This window comes from Enterococcus sp. AZ071 (genome assembly GCF_050499065.1).
In the GTDB taxonomy this organism is placed as follows: domain Bacteria; phylum Bacillota; class Bacilli; order Lactobacillales; family Enterococcaceae; genus Enterococcus_A; species Enterococcus_A ferrettii.
The window spans coordinates 1,579,259-1,596,748 of sequence record NZ_JBIPAS010000001.1 but is presented as its reverse complement, the minus strand read 5'-3'; the positions used below and the strand labels follow the sequence as shown (position 1 = coordinate 1,596,748).

Here is a 17,490-nt window from a genome sequence, read left to right as displayed (position 1 = left end):
AGAGAGATGGATGAAAACCAAGAAGAATTAGAAGCCCATTTTTTACAGTTAAAAAGTGAACTGCAGAAAAACGATCTTCAAGATTTTCGTGAACATTTTTTGGAGATGCACATTTACGATCAGGGGCAATTCTATCAATCTCTCGATGGTGAAGAACGTCAATTAGTGTATTCTTACATGTCGCCTAAAGAACTAGCTGATATGTTTGATGTGATCGAAGAAGATGATGAACATGTTGAAGAATATTTATCTGAAATGCGTCCACGTTACGCAGCAGACATGCTTTCTGAAATGTATACGGATAATGCTGTAGACATTTTAAATGAATTAGACAAGAAACAAGTAGCGAAATATTTAAGCTTGATGGAACCAGAGCATGCAAATGAAATTCGTGAGCTCTTGCATTATGAGGATGATACAGCCGGTTCCATCATGACTACCGAATTTGTTTCGATTGTTGCCAATCAAACGGTTCGTTCAGCAATGTATGTCTTAAAAAAAGAAGCACAAATCGCCGAAACGATTTATTACACATATGTTGTTAATACAGACAATCAGCTTGTGGGAGTTATTTCTCTACGGGATTTAATTATCAATGACGATGATACCATGGTATCAGAAGTAATGAGTGAACGAGTTATTTCGGTCCACGTTGGTGATGACCAGGAAGATGTAGCCCAGATGTTCCGTGATTACGATTTTCTAGCATTACCAGTAACGGATTATGAAGATCATTTACTAGGGATTGTCACAGTCGATGATATTATCGATGTAATCGATGATGAAGCAGCTAGCGATTATTCTGGTCTAGCGGGGGTCAATGTCGAAGAGGTCGATGAAAATCCTATAAAATCTGCTTCAAGACGTCTGCCATGGTTAATCACCTTATTGTTTTTAGGAATGTCGACAGCAAGTTTAATTAATCATTATGAAGCCCTAGTTAGTGAAGCGAGTATTTTAGCTGTTTTTATTTCGTTAATCACAGGTACAGCTGGCAATGCGGGGACACAATCACTAGCCGTGGCTGTTCGTCGAATAGCAATGTCTGATGATAAAGACAGCGGTTTTGGTAAACTGATCATGGGTGAGATTTTGACTGGGTTAGTAACCGGGTTGGTAACGGGAGCGACTATTTTTGTTATTGTAGGGATATGGAAGCACAATTTTGTATTAGGATTTGTTATTGGAACTGCGATGGTAGCTGCGATAACAGTAGCTAATTTAGCAGGTAGTCTGATTCCAATGGTAATGGAAAGATTAGGATTTGATCCTGCCGTAGCTAGTGGACCATTTATCACAACCCTCAGTGATTTAACAAGTGTACTGATTTACTTCAACATCGCTGGTCTGTTTATGGAACATTTTATTGGAAGCTAAAATTTTTTTGGTCTTAGCAGAAGGAAGAAACATATGCTGAAAGTAGTGGAGAAAATGAAAAAAGCCTACGCTGTTATTATCCGCAATGGTTTGATTTTATTGGTCAGACGACCAGGACTACCTGTGTGGGAACTGCCTGGAGGAGAACTATTTCAGGATGAAAATGAACGGAATGGAATGAAACGCTTAATTTCAGAAGATTTAGGCTTAAGGGGAGATATTCAAGAATTAATAGGCATTTATACAAAAGAATATATGGATGAACTTACCTACGTTTATAAAGCGAAGGAAGTTGAGACGCAACAACCAATAAATTCACCTGTTTATTCAGCAGTAAATTTTTTTGATGTTCATAATCTGCCCTTAAATATCCACCCTGATCAAAAGCAGCAAATTAAGGATTATTTATCGGGGAACTATCCTGTAAGAACGCATCTAAAAACTTGGAAGTGGCTTTTTCTTATAAAAAACTATATTCAAACGAAAAGAAGCAGTAGGGATTAACCACTGCTTCTTTACTCTTTAGTCAATTCATTATCTAGTCGAAGGAAACAATTTTTGTTCCGTGTGCTTCTTGTATACCCAGAAATTGGGTAATTTCGTTGATATTTTTAAACGTAACACCCCCTCCAGGAAAGATAGTGATTCTGTCATTTGCGTAATCAATCAATTCCTTCAAGTGAGTCAAGTTTTCTTCAATTGGTTGGGATAATGGACCGCCATGACTTAAAATGCGATCTATACCCAGTTTGACAAACCAATCGATTGTTTCAAATTGCTTTTCTTTTGGAATCTCATCGAATGCCATATGAAAGGTAGTTTGCAGTCCGATGCTATTTCCTAATAGAATCTCTAAAGCTTCTTCATCAACCTCTTTGTCTTCTGTTAAACAGCCAAAAACTACGCCATCTGTTCCGGCATTCTTAGCATAAATCAAATCCGTTTCCATTATCTTCAATTCCAAGTCATTATAACAAAAGTCTCCGCCTCGAGGACGGATCATTGTCATAACTGGAATATGCTTTTCATTAGTATATGCCAAAGTTTCCTCAATAACGCCTAAACTAGGGGTAGTACCTCCTACAGCCAGGTTGTCACATAATTCAATTCTTCCAGCGCCCGCTTTAATAGCTGCGGGAATCAAAGTGAAGTTTTCAGCGCAAAATTCTTTAATCATTGTAATTCCTCCTATGTCCATAGTGTAGCATAAGTCGTAGAAGGTTGGGAGTAACTATGCTATCATATTGCTAAAGGAAGTGAATCAATGTTAAAGAAAATAGATCGTGGCTCTTTATTTTTAGAAAAGAATTACGCTATGTTTCGTTGTCCTAAATGTCATGAAACCTTTTCGATGGACAATCATTATCTAAGCTGTAAAAATAACCATCAGTACGACCTTTCTAAAAAAGGAACGATTTACTTTTTGGATCATCAAGTGAAAACAGACTATGACAAAGAAATGTTTCTCCCAAGAGGTAGAATGATTCGTTCAGGAATGTATCAACCAGTTATTGAGCAGCTTGCAAATTGGATAACTCCTGGTAAACTCTTGGATGTAGGTTGTGGTGAAGGGAGCTTTTTAGCGGAACTAAACCAGTTAAAAGCAAATGAGGTTTCTATAGGATTTGACTTAGCTAAAGAGGGGATTTACCTAGCAACAGATCAGGCCTTAGATTGTTTCTGGTGTGTGGCTGATTTGACCAATTTACCTTTTTCGAATCAATGTTTTGACACTATTTTAAATATTTTTTCGCCCTCACATTATCAAGAGTTTCGCAGAGTTTTGCAAAAGGACGGTAGTGTGCTAAAAGTGGTTCCTCAAGAAAACTACCTGCGGGAATTAAGAGAGGCTTTTTATCCAGAGGGGAAGCCCTATTCAAATGAGGCAGTCATTGATCGATTTAACATGGAGATGTCAGTTGAGAAACGAACCCGATTGACCTATCAGTTTGAAATTCCTGTTCAAAATCAACTTGATTTACTGGACATGTCTCCCTTGGAATGGCATGCGGATCCCTTGATAAAACAGAGGTTAATGGCTAAACCATTGGAAAAAATCACGATCGATGTGGAAATATTAAAAGGACATTAGAGAAATCGTTTTCATTGAAAAAAATGTGAATTAATCATTGCTTTTCTAACTTCATGGTGATATAGTACAAACAAGTTGTTTTTCATTGGTTTTTATCAGGTTCCTGTTCTGATAAAAGTTTGTGAAAAGTGCTTCACTAACGTAGCGACTCGCCGTGCTAGACACCGAGTTGGTACGTTTTTTTTGTGCAAAATCTCGTTCGAGTATGTAAAATGCATGAAATAGCAGAGAAATCACGCTATTCTTTTGAGAGTTATCCAAGAGTTTATCCATAAGTAATAATCTATTTTTGAAAAATTATGGAGTGAATATTTTTATAAAAATTAATCAGAGGAGCCGTATCATGACTAACCATATTGTATTATTCGAGCCACAGATTCCAGCTAATACTGGTAACATTGCTCGGACATGCGCAGCTACTAATTCGCCACTGCATCTAATTGAGCCTCTAGGCTTTTCTACTGATGACAAGCATCTAAAACGAGCAGGATTAGATTACTGGAATGACGTGGATATTACTTACCATAAGAATCTTGCAGTATTTATGGAGTTTCTGAATCAGCGCCCGTTATATTTAATTACTAAGTTTGCTAATCGTACGTATTCAGAGCCAGACTATACGCAAGCTATAGATCGTTTCTTTATGTTTGGCAAAGAGACCACTGGCTTGCCGGAGGAATTTATGCGTGAGAATGAAGACAAATGTTTAAGACTTCCAATGAACGATACGCACGTTCGTTCACTAAACTTATCTAATACGGTAGCTATCGTAGTTTATGAAGCGTTAAGACAGCAGAGTTTTCCAGAATTAGAACTTAGTCACCATTATGAAAATGACAAGTTGGATTAAGGAGAGAAGTTATGAAGTTATATTTTACACGGCATGGTAAAACGCAATGGAATCAAGAGAAAAAGTTCCAAGGCATGATGGGGGACTCCCCGTTGCTGGCAGAAAGTTTTCAAGCGATTGAAGCACTAGGGGAAACCGTAAAAGATATTCCCTTTGAAAAGATTTATTCAAGTAGCTCAAGACGTGCATACCTCACTGCTGAAGGGATCAAGAATCGTTTGGCTTATCCTGTTGAAATCATTCGAACAGATGATTTGAGAGAATTAGGGCTGGGGTCTCTTGAAGGTCAATCAATTACGAAAATGTACGAAAAATATGGTGAGAACATGGCTCATCTACGTCATCGACTGGATATGTATGATCCAACTTCCTTTGGCGGTGAAGAAATCGACAAAATGCTGAGTCGTACAACAGATTTAGTTCGTCAAGCTGTTGCTGAAGCAGAAAAGGGACCACTGCTTTTTGTGGGGCATGGTGCGTCACTAACAGCAGCTATTCAATCATTGGCAGGCGAATCAAAGGCTGAATTACGGTCCATGGGTGGACTATACAACAACAGTTTGACTATTTTAGAAACCGCAGAAGGTGATCAACCTTACCGTTTGTTAGAATGGAACAACATTGACTTTTTAAATCAATTAAAGCAACAACCTGATGCTATTTTATAAGTGAGGTGAGACAAAATGTCAGAGGAAGCTCTATATATTGTCGGTAGACTAAAAGCTGTCTTTTTCCAAAATCCAGGTAACTTTTATAAAGTTTTGCTGTTTGGTGTTCGCGAAACAAATACGGATTTTTTAGAATCTGAAATTGTTGCTACTGGCAGCTTTGGTGATGTACAAGAAGAGGAAGAGTATCGCTTGTTTGGGCATTTTGTTGAGCATCCTCGGTATGGAAAACAATTTCTGGTAGAGCGCTATGAGCAAGCACAACCGACTTCCGCTAATGGGATTATCAGTTATCTTTCTAGCGATAAATTCCCTGGGATCGGCAAGAAGACAGCAGAAAAAATTGTTGAAATTTTGGGAGAAGATGCTATCGATCAAATTATCGATCAACCAGATATTCTAAACCAAGTGCCAAATCTAAATCAAAAGAAAAAAAATCAATTGGTTGAAACCTTACGGCAAAATTATGGGATGGAAAAAATTATTGTTGGTTTGAGCTCTTATGGCTTTGGCAGCCAGTTGTCTTTTGCCATTTTTCAAACTTACCGCAATCAAGCGCTGGAAATCATACAGGAAAATCCGTATCAGTTAGTCGAAGATATTGAAGGCATCGGTTTTAAAAAGGCTGATAATTTGGCTGAACAGATGGGAATTGCAGCAAACAGTGATCAGCGCATAAGAGCAGCGATTTTACACCAAATTGTTGAGGATGCCAATCAGAGCGGAGACACCTATGTAGAAGCACAGCACTTATTGGAGCAGGCTTTATCTTTATTGGAGAGCTCTCGTGCGGTGGAAATTGCACCAGATCAAGTAGCTGCGATGATTATTCAACTAGTTGAAGAGGAGAAAATTCAACAGGAAGAAACCAAACTGTACGAGAACACTCTGTACTACAGCGAATGGGGAATAGGAAATGCTGTTGCTCGATTGTTAGAACGAAAAAAGGAAATCAAGTATCCAAAAAAGGTAGTCGAGAAAAAATTACGAATCATTGAGAAGCGATCGGACATCTTGTATGGCACCTCTCAAGACAAAGCAATTAAGGAAGCCATTCGCTCACCTCTCTTCATTTTGACTGGTGGTCCTGGAACAGGTAAAACCACTGTTATCAATGGAATTGTCCAGCTGTTTGCTGAATTAAATGATTTATCTTTAGATCCAAGTGATTATAAAGAAGCAATTTTTCCGATTATTCTTGCTGCACCTACAGGAAGAGCTGCTAAACGGATGAATGAAACGACTGGATTACCTGCTAGTACTATTCATCGTTTGTTGGGGTTAAACGGCCGTGAGAGTACACCGGAGACCGAAGCGCGAGACCTAGAAGGAGGACTGCTGATTGTTGATGAGATGTCCATGGTGGATACTTGGTTGGCAAATACTCTATTAAAGTCTATCCCAACAAATATGCAAATCATTTTGGTAGGAGATAAAGATCAGTTGCCTTCAGTCGGTCCCGGACAAGTTTTTCATGACCTTTTACAAGTAGAGACTATTCCTAAAATTGAATTAACAGAAATTTATCGTCAAGGAGATAAGTCCTCAATTATACCTTTAGCTCATGAAATTAAAGAAGGAAAACTGCCAGCTGATTTTACAGTAAATCAAAAGGATCGTTCCTTTATCTCTTGTCATGCCTTCCAAATGGAAGCTGTAATTAAGCAAATTGTTGAACGGGCCAGAAAGAAAGGCTATACGGCTCAGGACGTTCAAGTACTTGCACCGATGTATAGAGGTCCTGCTGGGATTGATGCGATAAATAAAATGATGCAAGAAATATTTAATCCAAATGACGGAACAAAAAAAGAAGTCCAGTGGAACGATATAGTCTATCGCATTGGTGACAAGGTTCTTCAGTTAGTCAATAATCCGGAATCTAATGTTTTTAATGGTGACATGGGAATTATTGTTGGAATTATTCCTGCCAAAGAATCTGAAGACAAGGTAGATGAACTTGTTATCCAGTTTGATAGTATAGAAGTACAATACAAACGTTCAGAATGGAACAATATCAAGTTATCCTATTGCTGCTCGATTCATAAAGCCCAAGGCAGTGAATTTCAAATGGTTTTATTGCCGATGGTTAAGCAGTACAATCGAATGTTACAGCGTAATTTACTCTACACGGCTGTTACTAGAAGTAAAGATCTGCTCATATTATTAGGAGAACAGGAAGCATTTACTGAATGTGTCCGTAAAGAATCAGCTGTTCGGAAAACAACACTGATCGAACGAATTTGTTCAGCAGCAGAATTAGACGTTCCTGTTCCAAAAGCAGTGGACGACCCTTTTAAAGCTTTTTTGAAAGAGGAGAAGCCGGTTATATTAGAAAATAAACCAGGGACTTCAGAAGAGAAAGGACCGAAACTTCTAACTGCTGCTTTAATTCGTCAGCAAGTAATTGATCCTATGATTGGAATGCAAGATATTACTCCCCAAATGTTTTTGAAATAAAATAGGCCAAAGTAAATTCTGCTGAATTTACTTTGGCTTATTTTTTATTACTCATCAGCATACCAAACATACTGAGAACTCGTGGAAAAGTATAGGTCATAGGAACGCTGCCCCATGTTTTCACCATCAGCTTGTCCGTGCTGAGGCACGACGGATACAATTCGAATACGAGAACTAGAAAAGTGACGATAATGCTTATTATTTGTATGTTTTTTTTGCAAAAGCTGCAGCAATAAGCGAATGATCGCAAAGGGGTTTGGTTTCTCAATAATGACTAAATCGATCATTTCTTTCTTTGGATCAGCCATAGGAGCAATAGGAACTCCTCCTCCAAAATAAGGTATATTGGTGGTTGTACATAAAAATGTTCGGTTAAATTCTTGCTTTTGCCCATTTACCTCAATTAAAACAGGAAATGTTTTCTGAGTTAAGAGTGCTTTTATTAAATAGAACCCATACGAAGCAGATCCCAGCTTATACTTGTTCAACAGCTCTTTAGAAGAAGAAGCATTTGTTGTAGCAACAATTAAAGCATCCAACCCAATACCAACATTGTTTAAGACTAAGCCATATTCTTCTCTGATTTTTTCTTCGTATAGTAAAACATTAATCTTCTGTGGTTTATCAGCTTCAGTAATTTGTTTGAAAGCCTTCTCCACTTGGCGTGATAGTCCAATACCGCGAGCAAAATCATTGCCTGAGCCAGCTGGAAGATAGCTTACTGGAAGATTAATTCCAGTCAAATAAAATTGATTGACCACCTGATGCAAAGTACCATCACCACCTACTACAATTAACAAGTGATAAGGTTCATCATCTGAACGACGGAGCAATTCTTCATCCCAAGGAGTGAGTAATCCTATTAGACGCTTAACGATTTCCTTTTCCTCACCAGCATACGTTGTATAATAAGGGGTGTATGTATAATCGTGTTGATCAAAAAGATCGATTAGTTGATCAGCTTTCTTGCTAGCAGTCCCACTGCCAGCAGCAGGGTTAATCAGTAAATGATAGTGAAAATTCATAAATAGTCCTTTCCTTTCAGGTGATAATTATAACAGACGTTCTGCAAATGAAACATCATTATGCGTCAATTTACATTTTTTCTTCACAGACAGTTGGATTACCTTGAGACAAAACCTATGATTGTTCAGGATTTATTCGCGATTCCTCAAGTATAGGTAGGTAATAAAACGAACGTCTCTATATCGGTTTTTTGATGGGAGACAAGATAATAGTAAAGAGGAGCAATCAAAGTAAAAGAGTGCTGTCTTGTCGTTTCTAAAGGACAACAGAGTGACAAGGAATGGATCTACCAAAAAGAATTAAAAAAACTGCATAAAAGAATATGCAGTAGAATGGTCTTATTTTTCATCTTCGTCCTCTTGGACACGGAACATTTTATTGTAACGTTCTTCATCCTCCTGATTATCACGAATAACTTTTGACAAGGTGAATGATGAGGAAATCAGTCCCACAGAACCCATCAGATAATATCCTTTAACCATTAAGGGCTCTTTTAAAGTATACAAGCCAATAAGGATAAGAACTGCGAAGAAAACAAACGATCCCCATGATAAAAGAACGAAAGCAGGGGTATTTCGATAGGCTTTCTTTTTAATATTATTGTTCAATATATCACTCCTTAATTTTAAGTAAGTTTCATTATACATGAAATTGCGATTAGAATCATTCTAATTTTGAAAAAAGTTTTAACAGGCGAAAGCATGGAATAAAAAAAGGTCTCTTAACTGAAATTAAACAGGTTAGAAGGTTCTAAGACAATCAACGATTGCGATACGCATTAATGGCCAAGAATAACGAATCGAAATCATCATACTTACTAGCAGCAAAACTGGTTAAAGTATTACTAGTTATTTATACAGTTAAGAAGCTCTATTCTTTTTTTGATACTTATAGATGTTCCAAAGTTCGTAAAGACTTCCTAGAACTAGATCAGCAATCAAATCACTGGTTAGTAGAGTTCCTCTATAGAGAGAAAAGAAGAATCCCAAGAGACAGATAGGTATGTAAAGAAAAGTACCGGTTATTAATCCCGGGGAGTATTTGCGGGTTTTTATTGTCCCAAGAATATGAGTAAAAAAGGCATTACTAGCTAGAAATGTAGATGCGATTAAAAAAGAATTGTATGATGTCTCAAAAAAGAACACGCTGATAGAAATTATCGAAACAATTATAAAGGCAATTATATTCACTTTAAGATAATACTGGGGCTTTTGTGCAGATAAAGACGGTCTAAATCCACGATACCATTCAATAAATCCTCCAGGAAAGTAGAACTCTTCCAAACAGTGTAATAGGTAGGATAGAGGGAGTAATAAGACAATTACTTTCATTGCAGTTTCCATTTATATAGTTCTCCTAACAAGTATATTTTGTCAAACTTTGTATTTTGAAAGTAATTTTACTCCAAATTTAGAAAAAGTAAACAAAAAAATAAATTTATATAAATAGAATATCTTTTTGTGAGACTGAATAGGTCTTCTGATGAAGAAAAATTAATATTATTTAAAAGATGGGACATGTAATTAACCGCAAAATAGTTCGAAGTGAGCAAAGTTGAGTATAATTAGAACAAAGTAGAAATCGAAGTTTATGTGAATAATCATCTATAAGTCAGTTACAATGATTTAGTATTTTTATTCCAATCAAGACCGAAAGTAAGGAATGGTCATAAGTGCATCACTTTCTAGATAATAGATTTAAAAGTTCAAGTAGTTGATTAACTATTATGCATATTATTTGTACAGCAATCCAATAGAAAAAAATAATCCGATAAAAGGAACAGACAAAAGAAAAAGAATATAGTTAGAGGTCCAAAGACCCAAGAGAATAAGTACGATTATCGCCAATAAGGAACAAATCTTTGAAAAAGCAAGCAGTTCTTTTTTATTCATTATCATCCCTCCTATGTAACTATCTTACATTAGTTTTAGGTCCAAAGAACTGTCAAAATAAAGAGTTAATACCGTCAATTTTTGAAAGATAAATGCAAGAAGCCAATAGTTTTAGTTAGTTAACCAAAGAACTAAAGTAGAATTATGGGAAAATGGCTTACGCAAATCATGAAATAGAAAGGGTGCCAGCGCGCGAGTGGATTAAAAAAGTAGAAGATGTATCTGTAGTTGAAAAGTCTGTCCAGCAATATTTTAAAATTACTGGCTTCAAAAAAGCGATGGAACTTTGAAGGATAGTATTTTTAAAGAAATTAATGTTTTGTTGAGACCTAAAAATAGACAAAGCGTTAGACCTTTAACTGGCTATCGATGAGATGGGCGAAACGATTGTTGAAAGAAAAAAAGCGTTCTGAACAAAAGCAAATTGTAATTCATCAACCACTGAAAGAAAAAATGACAGAAATATAAGAGGAAAAAACGAGCTCAAAGAACATTCTAGACAACGGCCAATTTTTAGTAGACAGAACAATCTACTTGCTTAACAGATATTCTTCGGTGGTAAGAGTGACAACCCCTTTTTTGCTTAAACGTTTGTTGTAGACTTCTCTTAATGATTTGATGACTGAGTCGTGGGCGTCTGAGATTAAGGTGACGGAGTAGCCTTTAGCTAGAGCACCTTTACAGGTGTGCTGGACACAAGCATTACTCATTAAGCCGATAACAACGACAGATTTACGATCCATTGTTTTAATAACTTTGTTAAATTCTGAGGAAGAAAAAGCATTCGGTCTGCTTTTTCTTGTGACGAAATCGTTCTCACGTTTATTTACTTTGGAGGAAACAGCACCGTAACCAATTTGTTGTACAAAAATAATAGGAGCATTTTTTTCGTGAAAACGTTCAATGATTGAGTTCATATTATTGATCAGGGTGCGTTTTCCAATAATTGGTGCTAACGTAGTTGTCTGTATGTCTATAGCTAATAATATTGAATCATTCAAATGCGCGGCCTTCTTTCAAGTATTGGTTCAATAAATTTTAGCACACACTATATTTTGCAGCAATAGAAGTCAGCAGTTAATGAATCAATACATAGAAAAAAGCAGCGGACCGCGCGCTGCAAAAGTGTTAGAGTCTCTTGTTTTCCGCCAAGAGGTGCCTTTATCATTTAGAATTCATTTTGCGGTCTAGCGGCACAAAGAAAGTGTAGCAATAGAATGTGAAAAAAATGTTAATAAGCGTAAAAGAATGACTGTAGATTTTTACTTTATAAGATTCACTAAATCAAAACAGGATTTTATTTATGAAGTAAAGGTTCAACGTAAGTTAGTTTGTCCATAACAGCAAGTGGAAAAAGACTATTCAAAGTGTTAGACCATTGTTCTAGAGTAAACCAACCATCATATTGACCTTGGAAATCCTTGACGAAACGTTCGATATGTTCAATCAGATCATCTATCGTGTTTTCATTAACAATGTCAGCTCTAGAAAAATGAACTTCCCAACAATTTCGTTGGTAATTGAAGGAATTTGAACCGGTAAAACCACGTGAATAAGCAACTTTTAAAAAGGACTTACAGCCATGCCTGGAATTAAAAGAAGCAAAGTGATCTAACAAATGTGGGTCCACTAAGGAATCACCGTTAGAAACCAGCTCTCTAATGATTTGGGTGTTTGATTTATTTAAGCTTTTAATGAACAAATTATATGAATCAATAGACACAGAATTCACTTCCTAATAATTGTATGGACCACCATAAAGAAAAATTTAACAGATTATATTTGATGAATAAAAAAACCAGTTAGTATTGGTGGAATTATTCAGTATGTTGCAAGTCTGTTTTGTTTTTGGTGTTTCAAAGAGTTATGCCACAAATTTTCCCACTAATATTGTGGAAATTACGCAATAAACGACGAATAATAGTATGGAGAAATAGTAAAGCTCGCTAATGCTCTTTTTTTAACATGGCCAAATCCTAATTAATTGAAGGAATGGGGAGTCATAAATGGTAGTAAACTGCTGGAAAAACTAGCGATAGTTACTATTAAAAACTTAACCTTTTTATTTATCCTTCATTCATTTCTTCAGAATCAATGTTACATTAATTTTAGTCAGAAGAATATACAAAACTCAGATTAGTTTGTTTTTAGCAAAGTCTGTTTCTTTTTAAATTAGAGTTTCCCAACTTAATAGAGAGAAGAATGATTGAACGTACATAGAAAACTTTGAGCATATAAATAAGCTACGCAAAGTGAGACTCTAGATAATTCGAGTTATTTAACGAGAGGTGAATTTTCACAGAAGGTCTATAATGGTGAAATAAGAACAAATACATTGGAAACTGTCGGAACGAACTGACTTAAGATTTAAGAAGAGACTAAATATATCAACAATAACGATAGTCTGCATTTGAAGGAATCATGTGATTAGCAATTCGAAGGAACTAGAAAAGAGAGGATACTTATAAAATTAGTAATTGAATAGTTGTGAAAGAAAACGGCGCAAGATTCGTCAATACCATTAAACAGCTGTGGTGATGGAATGACAACAAAAGAAAAACTTGTTGCTAATAAATACTGATGCCAACTTCATTCCGTCAGCTACATTTGTCAGAGAGCTTAGAGAACGGCTAGCTATTAGAAAACAACGGTCAGAAAGAATGAAATAAACTAGTGAATGTCCTAGCATCTTGAGAAGGGTAATTTTGCTAACTATTCTTGTTTTCACTTTTGTACAATTTTCTTCTACATAGGCCTAATGAATGATAACTATTTAATTATTGATCAGTGTAAAACCATAAGCATTCCTTACCTAAAGTAAATCTAATATTAACTTGAACATGTGGAAGGATGGGCTCGCATTCGTGTCATGGTCATTCTAGTTGGACTACTGCAAGCTTATTATTTTTAGCAGTGAAAAGCATCCTTTTGCCGCCTTCAAAACTATTTCGCACCTTTTTGGGTATTGATGGAAGGATCTTTTAGATAAATAGCTTTCTTTAAAAAAGTTAATTCACGATAACTCAAGTCATACAGAAGTAGCATAAAAGTCGATATTACAGCGTTTGTGATATATCAGAAATATGGTATAATACGGCTTGCGGTTCATCAACCATCCCGCGTAAACAAAACTTGGAGAAAGAAGGGGAAGTAGTGCATTTAGTAGAAAAAAGACGAATGAGTATAGTGATTACTAATGGTATCCTGATGGCATTATATTTGGCCTTAACTATTTTAGTTTCGCCAGTTGCATCTGGTCCCATTCAATTCCGCATTTCAGAAAGTTTGAACCACTTAGTTGTATTCAATCGGAAATATCTGTGGGGTGTATTTGGAGGAGTAGTTATCTATAACGCACTTTTTGGTATGGGAATTTTAGATGTTATTTTTGGTGGAGGGCAGACTCTATTAGCTTTAGGGATGACTGCACTTTTACAAAATAAGGTGAAAAATGTCAAGATTCGATTGGCCTTAAATGCTCTGTTCTTTAGCGTTAGTATGGCTTTAATTGCAGCGATGCTTTATTTAACCGCAGCTTTACCTTTTTGGGCAACTTATGCTTGGTTAGCTGTCAGTGAAGCAATTATTATGACTATTTCAGCACCGTTGATGTACTATTTGGATCAACGACTGCATTTTGAAAAGACAATTTAAAAGGAAAAGCCCAATCTTCGGGATCGGGCTTTTTTCTATGCTTTAATTAATGAATACATTTGCATGTCTTTGAACTGTCCATTTTTTACGGCGTTTTTCTTCAAAGTTCCTTCATGTTGAAACCCAGCTTTTTCTAACATGTGACAAGAAGCCGGGTTATCTGAAAAAGGTTCTGCAAAAATACGAACAATATCTGTTGTTTCGAAAACCTTTTGACACATTATTTTTAAGGCAGCAGTTCCTAATCCTTTACCCCAATGTGGTTCTGCAATATAATAACCAACTTCTGCTGTTCGAAAGTGAATATTTTCTTGACGAAACACGCCAATACTGCCGACTACTTTATCCTGTGAGGTTATCGCCAGTGAAAGCTCTCTGTTAGACAAGAGGGTTGTTAGGATAAATTCTTCCGCATCCCTTTTGCGATAGGGATAAGGGATGCCATCTCGCAAATTTGCTTGTATCTTTTGGTTATTCATAATAGAGCACAGTTCTTCCGCATCCTCGAGATGCCATTCGCGCAACGTACAGTTCATTGTTTTACCACCCTTCATAAGATGAAAAGGCACTGAATATAATTATACTCAGCACCTTTTGTAATTAATGCAAACTTAATCTTTCAACTTCTCGAACTTCAAAGTTTTTTCGTTCCAAGTGCTCAACAATTGCCGCTAATTTTTGTTCGTCAATACCATTCGGCAATGTAATGAGTGTTCGTCTGCCTTGCATGTCTTTGCCCACGTCTAAAGTAATGCAACTGGCGATGCTTGAGAATTTAGAAATAATTTTAGTCATTAGAGCAAGCTCGCCCTTTTTACCGGATGATACGATGGTTAAGACATAACTTCCTGCTTTGACACTCCAAGATTGTGACAGCATATTGAGTAATGTACTATGGGTTAAAATACCATAAAAATGGTTATTCTCATCTAGCACTGTGATATAAGGCAACTCTTTAATCGTAAAAAATATCTTAAAAAAAGAAGTATGGATTGAAATAAATTTTGTAGCATTTTTCAATAGATGAGTTACCGGTAACTGTAAATCTCCACCATTCGCTTTATGGCGATAAATGTGCATTTTATAGATATTTCCACGGAAAATTTGTTTGCTCTCATCTAAAATCGGAACGCAACGAAAACCTGTTTCTTCCAAAATATCTAAAGCTTCTTGTAACGTTGCAGATTCTGTAATCGTAGTTAGATCCTTTTTGGGATAAACTAGACTTTCTAATAACATTAAAGCGCCCTCCAATAATCGATTCGTTCTTTCATTATACTATCATATTCTTTCTCATAAAGGTAACTAATTTTTGACTAATTGACAGAAAAGGCATTAGATGATAATGTTACCATGTGAGTTTTTGTAAGGAGGTTCGCTATGGCAACGAAAAAGGCGGCTCTAGCCTGTACAGTTTGCGGTTCTAGAAACTACAGTAAGTCTGTCAGTGAAGGTAAACGCGGAGAGCGTTTGGAAATTAATAAGTTTTGCAAACATTGTAATAAATACACGTTACATAAAGAAACAAAATAGGGGGAAATTCGGTGAAGTTTTTACGTAGTGTTAGAGAAGAGATGAAATTGGTCACTTGGCCTTCAAGAAAACAATTGCGTCATGATTCATTAGTAGTAGTTGAAACAGCAATTTTATTCGCAGTAATGTTTTTCGTTATGGATACAGCGATTCAACTGTTGATCAATTTGGTAATTCGTTAGTAGCCAAGTTCAAGAAAGCATGCTATACTGTCTTTGAGAAAAAACCTTGGGATACTGAGGTTTTTTTATTTTAGGACGGGGAGCCGATGAACAAAATGGAATCTTTTGAGAAACAGTGGTATGTACTGCATACTTATTCCGGCTATGAAAACAAGGTAAAAGCAAATATTGAGTCTCGAGCACAAAGTATGGGAATGGAAGACTTTATTTTCCGTGTAGTAGTTCCTGAGGAAAAAGAAAAAGAGATTAAAAATGGCAAAGAAAAGGAAATTGTTCATAAAACATTTCCTGGATATGTATTAGTAGAAATGGTCATGACAGATGATTCTTGGTATGTCGTTAGAAATACACCAGGAGTAACTGGCTTTGTTGGATCGCATGGAGCTGGAAGCAAACCTGCACCATTAATGCCAGAAGAAATCAACCATATTTTACGCTCAATAGGTATGAGTACACGTCAACATGAGTTAGAAATCGGCCTTGGTGAAACAGTAAAAATTATTGAAGGAGCTTTTGCTGGACTTGAAGGGGTAATCACTGAGATTGATGAAGAACGTGAAAAAGTCAAAGCAAACATTGATATGTTTGGACGTGAGACAAGTACAGAATTAGATTTTGATCAAATTGATAAGATTTAAAAAGCTGAGGCATTAGTCTCAGCTTTTTTTATGGATGGGAGATTATATGAAGAAATATATTGTGAGTATAACTTTGCTGCTATGCCTGTTCTTTGTAAGCAGCTGTCATTCAATCACTGAAAAAAACACAACTAAAAGCAGCACGAATCAGTCATCAAGTCCTTTAGAAACAAATTCTAAAGATAGCACCCCCACTCTTTTTATTCATGGATATAGTGGAACGATTAACTCGTTTGGCGGAATGATTGATCGTTTTGAAAAGCAGCAGTTGGCACGAAAGGAACTGGTAATTACAGTTCAGTCAGACAGCACCCTTCAGATTGATGGCAAATTGAGTAATGCGAGAAATAATCCAATGATCCAGGTTTTATTCGCAGACAATAAGAACAATGAGTGGAACCAATCGGAATGGATTTACGCTGTTTTAAGGTATTTGAAGACACAGAACGTTGAGCAGGTGAATATTCTCGGTCATTCCATGGGAGGTGTTAGTTCTCTCCGCTTTTTGACAACTTATGGAGAACCAGAGGATAGTCCTAAAATCGTTAAGCTGGTTGCAATCGGATCACCATTTAATGATTTTATTGATACATCTGATCAACAAACCATAGATGAGCTCTTAGTAAACGGTCCAACTCAAAAATCCGATCGTTACATTGACTATGAGAACGGTATTGCTAATGTACCAGCAAGTTTGCCAATGCTGTTATTAGCTGGGGAATTAGGTGCAGGAACGTCTGATGATGGCACAGTTCCGCTAACCAGTGCCTTATCCGTCTATTCATTAGTAGAGAAAAATGGGAATCCTATTAGACAATCTGTTTTTGTTGGCCCTAATGCGCAGCACAGCCAATTGCACGAGAATACGGCAGTAGATCAGCAAGTAGCTCAATTTCTATGGGAGGAAAAACCGTGAATCTGTTTTTTGGTGGACAGCGGGTAGTATAAAAAAGACTATTAGAACAAAGGGTTAAGGGAAATTATATATATATTCATCAAGCAAAAGAAGACCATTGTCTGCTTAAACACAAAGAAGTAGGGAACTTGATCAATTAAAAGCTGAGTCTGTAAAAGAGATATCGAAAAAACTAAACAAGAATTGCGACTGAACAACCAATATC

20 protein-coding genes are annotated in these 17,490 nt (G+C 36.4%); 11 read left to right on the top strand and 9 right to left on the bottom strand.

Annotation, left to right across the window (positions count from 1 at the left end):
* The first annotated feature begins 6 nt into the window (after positions 1–6).
* Positions 7–1,377 (top strand): magnesium transporter, encoded by a 1,371-nt coding sequence (mgtE, locus tag IGI49_RS07875; protein WP_429964058.1) that lies wholly within the window; start codon positions 7–9, stop codon positions 1,375–1,377.
* A 54-nt stretch (positions 1,378–1,431) separates the two neighbouring features.
* Positions 1,432–1,881 carry an NUDIX hydrolase gene (locus IGI49_RS07870; RefSeq protein WP_207701198.1) on the top strand — a complete coding sequence of 150 codons (450 nt, stop codon included), beginning with the start codon at positions 1,432–1,434 and terminating at the stop codon, positions 1,879–1,881.
* Between the two features lie 34 nt (positions 1,882–1,915).
* On the opposite strand, the gene IGI49_RS07865 is transcribed toward IGI49_RS07870, so the two are convergent.
* On the bottom strand, positions 1,916–2,554 hold the full coding sequence (locus IGI49_RS07865) for a copper homeostasis protein CutC (RefSeq protein ID WP_429964057.1): 639 nt from the start codon (positions 2,552–2,554) through the stop codon (positions 1,916–1,918).
* A gap of 87 nt (positions 2,555–2,641) precedes the next feature.
* Here IGI49_RS07865 and IGI49_RS07860 point away from each other — a divergent pair, with 87 nt between their 5' ends.
* The 4 genes from IGI49_RS07860 (at position 2,642) to recD2 (ending at position 7,444) form a co-directional block, all read left to right on the top strand.
* The gene (locus IGI49_RS07860) at positions 2,642–3,469 is read left to right on the top strand and encodes a methyltransferase domain-containing protein (protein ID WP_207701200.1); all 828 of its coding nucleotides are present in this window, start codon (positions 2,642–2,644) and stop codon (positions 3,467–3,469) included.
* Positions 3,470–3,812: 343 nt separating this feature from the next.
* Complete coding sequence (gene trmL, locus IGI49_RS07855) at positions 3,813–4,319, top strand: tRNA (uridine(34)/cytosine(34)/5-carboxymethylaminomethyluridine(34)-2'-O)-methyltransferase TrmL (RefSeq protein WP_429964056.1); 507 nt, start codon at positions 3,813–3,815, stop codon at positions 4,317–4,319.
* A gap of 11 nt (positions 4,320–4,330) precedes the next feature.
* Entirely contained in the window at positions 4,331–4,987 is a 657-nt protein-coding gene (locus tag IGI49_RS07850) for a histidine phosphatase family protein (protein WP_429964055.1), read from the top strand.
* A gap of 15 nt (positions 4,988–5,002) precedes the next feature.
* Positions 5,003–7,444: an SF1B family DNA helicase RecD2 gene (gene recD2, locus IGI49_RS07845; protein ID WP_429964054.1), complete on the top strand. Its 2,442-nt coding sequence runs from the start codon at positions 5,003–5,005 to the stop codon at positions 7,442–7,444.
* 47 nt (positions 7,445–7,491) lie between these two features.
* On the opposite strand, the gene IGI49_RS07840 is transcribed toward recD2, so the two are convergent.
* From IGI49_RS07840 to IGI49_RS07815, 6 genes are all read right to left on the bottom strand, one after another.
* A complete protein-coding gene (locus IGI49_RS07840; protein WP_429964053.1) occupies positions 7,492–8,469 on the bottom strand; it encodes a diacylglycerol/lipid kinase family protein in 978 nt (325 codons plus the stop codon).
* Positions 8,470–8,808: 339 nt separating this feature from the next.
* Positions 8,809–9,078 carry a YiaA/YiaB family inner membrane protein gene (locus tag IGI49_RS07835; RefSeq protein WP_278253069.1) on the bottom strand — a complete coding sequence of 90 codons (270 nt, stop codon included), beginning with the start codon at positions 9,076–9,078 and terminating at the stop codon, positions 8,809–8,811.
* Positions 9,079–9,330: 252 nt separating this feature from the next.
* Entirely contained in the window at positions 9,331–9,813 is a 483-nt protein-coding gene (locus tag IGI49_RS07830) for an HXXEE domain-containing protein (protein WP_429964052.1), read from the bottom strand.
* Between the two features lie 390 nt (positions 9,814–10,203).
* On the bottom strand, positions 10,204–10,362 hold the full coding sequence (locus IGI49_RS07825; protein WP_207701206.1) for a hypothetical protein: 159 nt from the start codon (positions 10,360–10,362) through the stop codon (positions 10,204–10,206).
* Between the two features lie 530 nt (positions 10,363–10,892).
* The gene (locus tag IGI49_RS07820; RefSeq protein WP_429964051.1) at positions 10,893–11,363 is read right to left on the bottom strand and encodes a cysteine hydrolase family protein; all 471 of its coding nucleotides are present in this window, start codon (positions 11,361–11,363) and stop codon (positions 10,893–10,895) included.
* 296 nt (positions 11,364–11,659) lie between these two features.
* Entirely contained in the window at positions 11,660–12,085 is a 426-nt protein-coding gene (locus tag IGI49_RS07815; RefSeq protein WP_429964050.1) for a ribonuclease E inhibitor RraB, read from the bottom strand.
* Between the two features lie 1,454 nt (positions 12,086–13,539).
* Here IGI49_RS07815 and IGI49_RS07810 point away from each other — a divergent pair.
* Positions 13,540–14,016 (top strand): QueT transporter family protein, encoded by a 477-nt coding sequence (locus tag IGI49_RS07810; protein WP_429964985.1) that lies wholly within the window; start codon positions 13,540–13,542, stop codon positions 14,014–14,016.
* A 35-nt stretch (positions 14,017–14,051) separates the two neighbouring features.
* Here IGI49_RS07810 and IGI49_RS07805 read toward each other — a convergent pair whose 3' ends face one another.
* Positions 14,052–14,552 carry a GNAT family N-acetyltransferase gene (locus IGI49_RS07805; RefSeq protein ID WP_429964049.1) on the bottom strand — a complete coding sequence of 167 codons (501 nt, stop codon included), beginning with the start codon at positions 14,550–14,552 and terminating at the stop codon, positions 14,052–14,054.
* 64 nt (positions 14,553–14,616) lie between these two features.
* A complete protein-coding gene (cbpA, locus tag IGI49_RS07800; protein WP_207701210.1) occupies positions 14,617–15,255 on the bottom strand; it encodes a cyclic di-AMP binding protein CbpA in 639 nt (212 codons plus the stop codon).
* Positions 15,256–15,396: 141 nt separating this feature from the next.
* On the opposite strand from cbpA, the gene rpmG reads away from it, so the two are divergent.
* The 4 genes from rpmG (at position 15,397) to IGI49_RS07780 (ending at position 17,285) form a co-directional block, all read left to right on the top strand.
* Positions 15,397–15,549 (top strand): 50S ribosomal protein L33, encoded by a 153-nt coding sequence (rpmG, locus tag IGI49_RS07795; protein WP_010759653.1) that lies wholly within the window; start codon positions 15,397–15,399, stop codon positions 15,547–15,549.
* Positions 15,550–15,560: 11 nt separating this feature from the next.
* Positions 15,561–15,731, top strand: coding sequence for a preprotein translocase subunit SecE (gene secE / locus IGI49_RS07790; RefSeq protein WP_207701211.1), 171 nt, complete (start codon positions 15,561–15,563; stop codon positions 15,729–15,731).
* A gap of 95 nt (positions 15,732–15,826) precedes the next feature.
* Positions 15,827–16,369 (top strand): transcription termination/antitermination protein NusG, encoded by a 543-nt coding sequence (gene nusG / locus IGI49_RS07785; protein ID WP_207701272.1) that lies wholly within the window; start codon positions 15,827–15,829, stop codon positions 16,367–16,369.
* Positions 16,370–16,415: 46 nt separating this feature from the next.
* On the top strand, positions 16,416–17,285 hold the full coding sequence (locus IGI49_RS07780; RefSeq protein ID WP_429964048.1) for an alpha/beta hydrolase: 870 nt from the start codon (positions 16,416–16,418) through the stop codon (positions 17,283–17,285).
* The last annotated feature ends 205 nt before the right edge of the window (positions 17,286–17,490 follow it).

What these genes read in the sequence shown, in the direction of transcription:
- recD2 (WP_429964054.1), top strand. Translation starts at nt 5,003, where the DNA reads ATGTCAGAGGAAGCTCTATATATTGTCGGTAGACTAAAAGCTGTCTTT.
- IGI49_RS07825 (WP_207701206.1), bottom strand. Translation starts at nt 10,362, where the DNA reads ATGAATAAAAAAGAACTGCTTGCTTTTTCAAAGATTTGTTCCTTATTG.
- trmL (WP_429964056.1), top strand. Translation starts at nt 3,813, where the DNA reads ATGACTAACCATATTGTATTATTCGAGCCACAGATTCCAGCTAATACT.
- IGI49_RS07830 (WP_429964052.1), bottom strand. Translation starts at nt 9,813, where the DNA reads ATGGAAACTGCAATGAAAGTAATTGTCTTATTACTCCCTCTATCCTAC.
- IGI49_RS07860 (WP_207701200.1), top strand. Translation starts at nt 2,642, where the DNA reads ATGTTAAAGAAAATAGATCGTGGCTCTTTATTTTTAGAAAAGAATTAC.
- cbpA (WP_207701210.1), bottom strand. Translation starts at nt 15,255, where the DNA reads ATGTTATTAGAAAGTCTAGTTTATCCCAAAAAGGATCTAACTACGATT.
- IGI49_RS07810 (WP_429964985.1), top strand. Translation starts at nt 13,540, where the DNA reads ATGAGTATAGTGATTACTAATGGTATCCTGATGGCATTATATTTGGCC.
- IGI49_RS07870 (WP_207701198.1), top strand. Translation starts at nt 1,432, where the DNA reads ATGAAAAAAGCCTACGCTGTTATTATCCGCAATGGTTTGATTTTATTG.
- IGI49_RS07850 (WP_429964055.1), top strand. Translation starts at nt 4,331, where the DNA reads ATGAAGTTATATTTTACACGGCATGGTAAAACGCAATGGAATCAAGAG.
- rpmG (WP_010759653.1), top strand. Translation starts at nt 15,397, where the DNA reads ATGGCAACGAAAAAGGCGGCTCTAGCCTGTACAGTTTGCGGTTCTAGA.
- IGI49_RS07805 (WP_429964049.1), bottom strand. Translation starts at nt 14,552, where the DNA reads ATGAACTGTACGTTGCGCGAATGGCATCTCGAGGATGCGGAAGAACTG.
- nusG (WP_207701272.1), top strand. Translation starts at nt 15,827, where the DNA reads ATGGAATCTTTTGAGAAACAGTGGTATGTACTGCATACTTATTCCGGC.
- IGI49_RS07840 (WP_429964053.1), bottom strand. Translation starts at nt 8,469, where the DNA reads ATGAATTTTCACTATCATTTACTGATTAACCCTGCTGCTGGCAGTGGG.
- IGI49_RS07865 (WP_429964057.1), bottom strand. Translation starts at nt 2,554, where the DNA reads ATGATTAAAGAATTTTGCGCTGAAAACTTCACTTTGATTCCCGCAGCT.
- mgtE (WP_429964058.1), top strand. Translation starts at nt 7, where the DNA reads ATGGATGAAAACCAAGAAGAATTAGAAGCCCATTTTTTACAGTTAAAA.
- IGI49_RS07780 (WP_429964048.1), top strand. Translation starts at nt 16,416, where the DNA reads ATGAAGAAATATATTGTGAGTATAACTTTGCTGCTATGCCTGTTCTTT.